This window comes from Acidithiobacillus sp. TH-A36, from assembly GCF_057473445.1.
Genome location: NZ_JBYCKP010000461.1, coordinates 1 through 6,231, shown reverse-complemented (window position 1 = coordinate 6,231; position 6,231 = coordinate 1). Strand labels below are relative to the sequence as shown.

Annotated in this window: 8 protein-coding genes; 3 read left to right on the top strand and 5 right to left on the bottom strand. The window is 54.7% G+C overall.

Features of this window, described 5'->3' with window-relative positions; all coding sequences use genetic code 11:
* Positions 1 to 742: DNA translocase FtsK 4TM domain-containing protein (locus AC2VLY_RS11840; protein WP_486922337.1), on the bottom strand; the 742-nt coding region annotated here is incomplete at its 3' end.
* Positions 743 to 845: 103 nt separating this feature from the next.
* Complete coding sequence (locus AC2VLY_RS11835) at positions 846 to 2,273, bottom strand: APC family permease (protein WP_486892110.1); 1,428 nt, start codon at positions 2,271 to 2,273, stop codon at positions 846 to 848.
* A 210-nt stretch (positions 2,274 to 2,483) separates the two neighbouring features.
* On the opposite strand from AC2VLY_RS11835, the gene arsH reads away from it, so the two are divergent.
* The 3 genes from arsH to AC2VLY_RS11820 all read left to right on the top strand — a co-directional run bounded on the left by arsH (position 2,484) and on the right by AC2VLY_RS11820 (position 4,884).
* A complete protein-coding gene (gene arsH, locus AC2VLY_RS11830) occupies positions 2,484 to 3,197 on the top strand; it encodes an arsenical resistance protein ArsH (protein WP_193649870.1) in 714 nt (237 codons plus the stop codon).
* A 118-nt stretch (positions 3,198 to 3,315) separates the two neighbouring features.
* Positions 3,316 to 4,284 (top strand): thioredoxin-disulfide reductase, encoded by a 969-nt coding sequence (gene trxB, locus AC2VLY_RS11825; RefSeq protein ID WP_193649869.1) that lies wholly within the window; start codon positions 3,316 to 3,318, stop codon positions 4,282 to 4,284.
* A 3-nt stretch (positions 4,285 to 4,287) separates the two neighbouring features.
* Complete coding sequence (locus AC2VLY_RS11820) at positions 4,288 to 4,884, top strand: Smr/MutS family protein (RefSeq protein ID WP_486892111.1); 597 nt, start codon at positions 4,288 to 4,290, stop codon at positions 4,882 to 4,884.
* Here AC2VLY_RS11820 and AC2VLY_RS11815 read toward each other — a convergent pair.
* The 3 genes from AC2VLY_RS11815 to truD all read right to left on the bottom strand — a co-directional run.
* Complete coding sequence (locus tag AC2VLY_RS11815) at positions 4,872 to 5,078, bottom strand: CopZ family metallochaperone (protein WP_193649867.1); 207 nt, start codon at positions 5,076 to 5,078, stop codon at positions 4,872 to 4,874. The genes AC2VLY_RS11820 and AC2VLY_RS11815 overlap by 13 nt on opposite strands.
* Positions 5,079 to 5,087: 9 nt before the next feature.
* Positions 5,088 to 5,567 carry a heavy metal-responsive transcriptional regulator gene (locus AC2VLY_RS11810; protein WP_193649866.1) on the bottom strand — a complete coding sequence of 160 codons (480 nt, stop codon included), beginning with the start codon at positions 5,565 to 5,567 and terminating at the stop codon, positions 5,088 to 5,090.
* Positions 5,568 to 5,635: 68 nt separating this feature from the next.
* The coding region (gene truD / locus AC2VLY_RS11805) for a tRNA pseudouridine(13) synthase TruD (RefSeq protein WP_486922336.1) at positions 5,636 to 6,231 on the bottom strand (596 nt) is incomplete at its 5' end.

Below are 6,231 nucleotides of genomic sequence, written 5' to 3'. Positions count from 1 at the left end.
TCTCAACAGCGGGTTTTGCTTTTTCCGGAATAGCTGCCGGAAGCGGCGCTGAAACCTTGGGTTGCGACTGGCCTGTCTGCCGCCGCGAGAAGCGGGGCAGCGGCAAACGCGCGAACAAATTCAGGCCACTCAGCCGGTTCGATTCCTGCTGGAATTTCGCCAGCATTTCCCTTGGTCCAAGGCCCGTCAGTAAAAACAGGCCGAAGACAAATACCGCGAAGAACAGCAATGCACTTCCACCGGAACCAATGAGTGGCTGAAACAACTGAGCAATTTCCTGGCCCACAATACCACCGGCAAGGGTTCCTGTGACCGACCACCAGGCAGGTGGCCAAACTATCGCCAAAAATATCATCAAGCCCAAAAAAATGGCCAGCCCCCCCACCGGGGCAAGGCGTCGGCCGGGTCGTTGGCGAAACCAGTGATTCCAGAGTTGCGCGACCCACCCGATTAACGCCAGAGGGAGCAACCAGGCCGACATCCCCAAAAACTGCACCAGAAACTCTGCCAGATAAGATCCGGCCTCTCCTCCCCAATTTTGTACAGCCTCGCCTTTACCACTGTTGAACCAGCTGGGATCTGCAGGAGAAAAACTCAGCAGAGACATGGCCATGAAAAGGGCGATGGCCAGCATGACCAGTAACAGGGCTTCACGGCGCCAGGATTTTCCGGGCATGGCTTTGGATGGCCCGGCCGGGGTCGGTCGGGTGGTTCGGGAGGCATTACGGGCAGCAGAACTCATGATCGCAAGCTAAACGAGGCATACGCCAGTGTCAAGCTTCAGGAGCATAAGAAACACTTACAAATGGCGCTGTTAGCGCTTCATAATAAAGCATTCGGAGAACTCATTGCGGGTCGCGAACAGTACCCAGATAGTGACGATGATCGGGATGGATGCGGCCATGAATCCGGAACACGTAGGCCAGAACCAAAAGAGTAAAACCCAGCCAGGCGGCCAACGACCAGTCCAGTGGATAGGCCAGCGGGACAATGGATTCATATAACACCCACCAGAACAGACCGGTGGCTACGACCGGCAGGAGAAAATGATAGAACAGACGCGTGCTGGTTCCTTCGTGATCCGCATGGGCCAGACGCATCAAGGACACATTCATGAAGGTATGTGCGGTGACCAGACCGAACAGGACCGCCGTGGTCAGAACATTAAAGCCATTACTGGACCCGAATACGGCGACGGCCAGCACCGCAACAACAATAGTCAGCCCGGTAATAACCGAGATGCTGCGTTGTGGAGCCCGGGTATTGCTGACCTGGGCAAAGCGTTCGGAAATCAGCGCATCGCGACCAATGGCAAACAGTACCCGGGAAGAGCTGTTCAGCAAGGCAAGACTATCGGCCATGGCACTATTAATGGCGAGAATGACCAGCGCCATGCCACCCACCGGGCCAAGATAACGCAGAAATACGGTCACACCCGGCGCGTCGGCATGAGCAAAACTCGCCATATCGGCGGGACCCCAGCCAACGGTCAAGGCGTAGGCAGAAAGCACCAGCGCTGCGCCCACCAGCGTCAAAGACAGTAATGCCGCCTTACCGATGAGCCTGCCACGCTGGGTTCGGGGTCCGCGCACTTCCTCGCCGAGGGGCGTGTGGCTGCCTATCCCGATAAAACTGGTGATGGCGAAAATCATACCCATGGCCACGCCTTTGAAACCATCGGTCGGAATACTGAACGGGGCCAGAGGATGCACGGGTGCCGCTTTGACAATAATAATCATGGAGGCCACTACCAGAAACGCTACTTCCACAAAACTGGTAATGGCCACCACGCGAATACTGGGACGAATCCCGGAAATACTGAGTAACCACGGAATACCAATGAAAAACACAATAGATACCAACCAGAACCAGGCAGGCAAGGGATAACCCAGACTTTTTGCCAGCCCCGGCAGAAATACCCCACCCACATAAACCGGAATAGCAGCAACACTGAGCAACTGGTAGAACACCACCATGAAACCGGTCAGCAAGGCTGGTCTGGCCCCCAGACCAGCCGCCACATAGGCGTAGTATCCGCCGGCTGAAGCCCGATGCTTGCTGAGGTGATAAATAGTGTTCATTTCGATGAACATGAGCGCAAAGGCCCAGAAGTAGGACAGGGGTAGAGCCACCAGCGCAAAGGCCGCACCCGCCGTCATGAAGGCTACCACATCACAGGTGGGCGCCATACCGGAGATGCTCTGGCTGATCAGCCCCCAGAGACTGACCACATCCTCTTGCAGGGTTTCGGGAGCGGCGGATGCTTTTTCCATAACTGACAACCTTTCTATTTGCAACTTTGTTGCATTATTGCCAAGCGCAAACCTTACTGTCAACTATGCAATTTCGGGACACCAAAAACCATCAAAACAAACCCGCGAATAATACTTGTAGTATTGACAAATAGCCGGCGCTCATCAACACTGCTTACAAAATGTGTAGGCATTTATCATTTGCCGAGCTGTTCATCATGGAGAACTGTTGTGTCTGATGATCTTCCCAACATCACCGAGAGCCTGCTGCAGCAACCGGATATAAACCGTCTGACCGGTACTGCGGCCACTCAACATCCGCCTCGTATATTGCTGCTCTATGGCTCCAATCGGGAAAAATCCTACAGCCGGCTGCTGACCCTGGAAGCAGAGCGACTATTACGCCATTTTGGGGCGGACACGCGGGTATTTCATCCCAGTGGCTTACCGCTGCCCGATGATGCGCCCGCAACCCACCCCAAAGTCATTGAGTTGCGGGAGCTGGTAGAATGGTCGGAAGGGCAGGTTTGGTGTTCACCCGAACGGCATGGCGCAATGACCGGAGTATTCAAGTCACAAATCGACTGGATTCCGCTGAACTCCGGAGCAGTAAGACCGAGCCAGGGGAAAACTCTGGCGGTGCTGCAGGTTTGCGGAGGCTCACAATCCTTTAACACCGTTAATCAGATGCGCATTTTAGGGCGCTGGATGCGCATGATCACCATACCGAATCAGTCCTCGGTGCCCAAAGCCTTTCTGGAGTTCGATGAGGCAGGACGCATGAAACCCTCTGCCTACTATGACCGGGTGGTGGATGTGATGGAAGAATTGATGAAATTCACCTTACTGACGCGAGGTCAAAGTGATTACCTGACAGACCGATATTCCGAACGCAAGGAATCTGCTGAGGAGTTATCGCGAAGAGTAAATCAGAAAGAAATATAAATGATGAAATCGGCCCGCAACCGATAACAGCGTGGCGGGATAAATTCACCCTGCATTTGTTACAGGCCTTCCCGGTTGATGTTAAACTGAATCCACACCCTGACTGATGAGGAACCCGATGAGCGACTCCAAAAGCATCATTGATAGCAAACACGCCCGATTAATGATTCTGGGTTCAGGCCCCGGTGGCTACACGGCTGCCATTTACGCAGCGCGGGCCAATCTCCAACCCCTGCTGGTGCAAGGGATGGAGCCTGGTGGTCAATTAATGACAACGACCGATGTAGACAACTGGCCTGGTGCTGCAGAGGGCATCATGGGTCCGGAACTGATGCAGGAACTGGAAAAACAGGCACGGCGCTTTGATACGGAAATGGTGTTTGATCATATTCATAAGGCCGACCTGAGCCAGCGACCCTTCCAACTCAGTGGGGATCAACACAATTACACCTGTGATGCCCTGATTCTGGCGACTGGGGCCTCAGCCAAATATCTGGGTCTGCCCAGCGAAGAAAAATTTCGCGGCAAAGGCGTTTCAGCTTGCGCCACCTGCGACGGCTTTTTCTATCGCAATCAGGATGTCGCAGTCATCGGCGGTGGTAATACAGCCGTCGAAGAAGCGCTTTATCTGAGCAATATTGTCAAGCATGTCACGGTAGTACATCGCCGCAACAAGTTTCGTGCCGAAAAAATCCTGCAGGACAAGCTGATGGCCAAGGAAAACGTGACCATCATCTGGGATCATGCCGTAGATGAAGTACTGGGGGACCAGTCGGGCGTCACCGGACTGCGGATCAAGCATATAGAAAACGGTAATACCCAGGACCTAGCTTTGATGGGGGTATTTATTGCCATTGGCCATAAACCCAACACCGACATATTCAAGGGACAACTGGAAATGGATGCAGGTGGTTATCTGATTACCCGTGGCGGGCGCGACGGGATGGCCACAGCAACCAGCATTGAAGGCGTTTTTGCCGCCGGTGATGTCCAGGATTATGTGTACCGGCAAGCGGTCACCAGTGCCGGAACGGGCTGCATGGCGGCTCTGGACGCAGAGCGCTGGCTGGAGCAACAGGAGGATTGAAGCATGAGACGGCGGCGACCACCCAAGACAACACCGGTATCGCTCGCCGTCCATCCTGCTGAAAAGGCTTGCTTTGAAGAAGCCATGGCAGATGTAAAACGCTTTCCGGCGCCGCCCATCCCCGCACGACCCAGCCCCCCGGCACCTTTGCCCCTGCAACAGCAAAAAGACGAACTGGCCGTGCGGACGGCGCTCAGTCGCACACTAAACAGCGACGAAATCCTGGAAGCAGGAGATGAATGGCTTTATTTGCAGCAGGGGCAGTCTCCTGCTCTCCTCAGGGATTTACGCAAGGGGCGTTTCCGGATCCAGTCCAGACTGGATTTACATGGTTGCACGGTTGAAGAAGCCCGACTCGAACTGGCGGCCTTTTTACACGAAGCCCAGCAGTGGCGCTGGAATTGCGTGTGCATTGTGCATGGCAAAGGGTTGGGCTCCCCGGGACGCATACCGGTACTGAAAAGACTGGTAGGTGGCTGGCTGATGAAGCACCAGGAGGTTCTGGCTTTTGCTCAGGCCCGCCCCGGGGAAGGCGGGGGCGGGGCCTTGCAGGTATTACTCGGCTGGCGCCGCCACCGACATCGCAATTATCGGACTTGAGCCGTATAGCCTTCGCTTTCAATGGCCTGAACTAAAGCCTCAGCATCCATGGAGTCACCCTCCACGGTAGCGCTGTTAGCGTCAAGATGTACTGCAACAGTCTGCACTCCGGGTACCACCCGAAGTGCCTTATCTACAGCAGCTACACAGTGATTGCAGGTCATTCCCTGAACAGACAATTCAATCAGTGCCATATGCTTTACTCAACGCTGGGCAACGCTACGCGGTGCGGAAGGATCCCGACTCACATCCCAGCGCCGGCGAACAGCCATGTCACCTTCCGCCTCGGCCAGGGAGGCCAGAATAGGGCAATTGTCTACTGAACCATGGCCGGGGCAACGCTCTGCCTGGATAGCCAGAGCGCTACGCATTCTCTGCAGATCTGCAATTTTGAAATCAATCTCTGCAATTTTCTGTTCTGTCAGCGCCTTCACATCACCCATGTCATTTTCGGCGCTGCTGCTGATGTCCAGCAACTCTTTCACCTCAGTCAGGGAAAACCCCAGATTCTGGGCACGGCGGATAAAGCGCAGACGCGACTCGGCGTGACTATCATAAAGACGATAATTGGATTGGGTGCGCTGTACCGGCTGAATCAAGCCAATACGCTCGTAGTAACGCAATGTTTCTGCAGCCAGCCCAGCTTCACGGGCCAAGCGACCTATTGTTACAGGTGTATCCATCTTGTCTCCCTCCTTATATTGACTGAATTTTCACGCTCCACACGTATAGTGTCCTCATTCTAAAGCATCTAGTCAACACAAAGGTCAAGCCTATCGGCGCGAACTTGCTCATGGCCCAGTAATGCTTCAATACAACTGGTTGCAAATACGCCCGCAGGTAGCGAAAACTCCAGAATCAGGGTGCTGGCATCCTGCCAGTGGTATTGCAGCGAATCCGGACGCGCACGCAGGGCGCGGCGGGCAGCGTCCACGTCCTGCGCGGCTAATTGTTGTGGCCAATGACGGATATTACCCAAAGTCTCTGACTCCTCGGGCAAGGCATCCAGGGCCTGCTTTTCTACGATGGCAGCCTGATTTTCAGGAGAGAGCCCGCCCCGGCCCGGCAGGGGTCCACTGGGGTGCACATCCCACTCTGCAGCACGCTGCTGCAAGCTCTCCTGCTCATTAGCCTGGGTCAGAAAAATGCTGTGCGAACCATTTAATTGCACAATTTCTCCCGCCAAGAGAACATTCCAGTTATTTTGGCGTACCCGTTCGGCCAGCACCTGATTAAAAAGTGCAGAGCGCGCCGCTGACAGCAGCAGGCCACGTTGATGACGATCCATTTTGCGCGCTGTACCGGACAACAGGCGACTGACCTCCTGCAAATTACGGTGGCCAAAGC

What these genes read in the sequence shown, in the direction of transcription:
- AC2VLY_RS11835 (WP_486892110.1), bottom strand. Translation starts at nt 2,273, where the DNA reads ATGGAAAAAGCATCCGCCGCTCCCGAAACCCTGCAAGAGGATGTGGTC.
- AC2VLY_RS11820 (WP_486892111.1), top strand. Translation starts at nt 4,288, where the DNA reads ATGAGACGGCGGCGACCACCCAAGACAACACCGGTATCGCTCGCCGTC.
- AC2VLY_RS11815 (WP_193649867.1), bottom strand. Translation starts at nt 5,078, where the DNA reads ATGGCACTGATTGAATTGTCTGTTCAGGGAATGACCTGCAATCACTGT.
- AC2VLY_RS11810 (WP_193649866.1), bottom strand. Translation starts at nt 5,567, where the DNA reads ATGGATACACCTGTAACAATAGGTCGCTTGGCCCGTGAAGCTGGGCTG.
- trxB (WP_193649869.1), top strand. Translation starts at nt 3,316, where the DNA reads ATGAGCGACTCCAAAAGCATCATTGATAGCAAACACGCCCGATTAATG.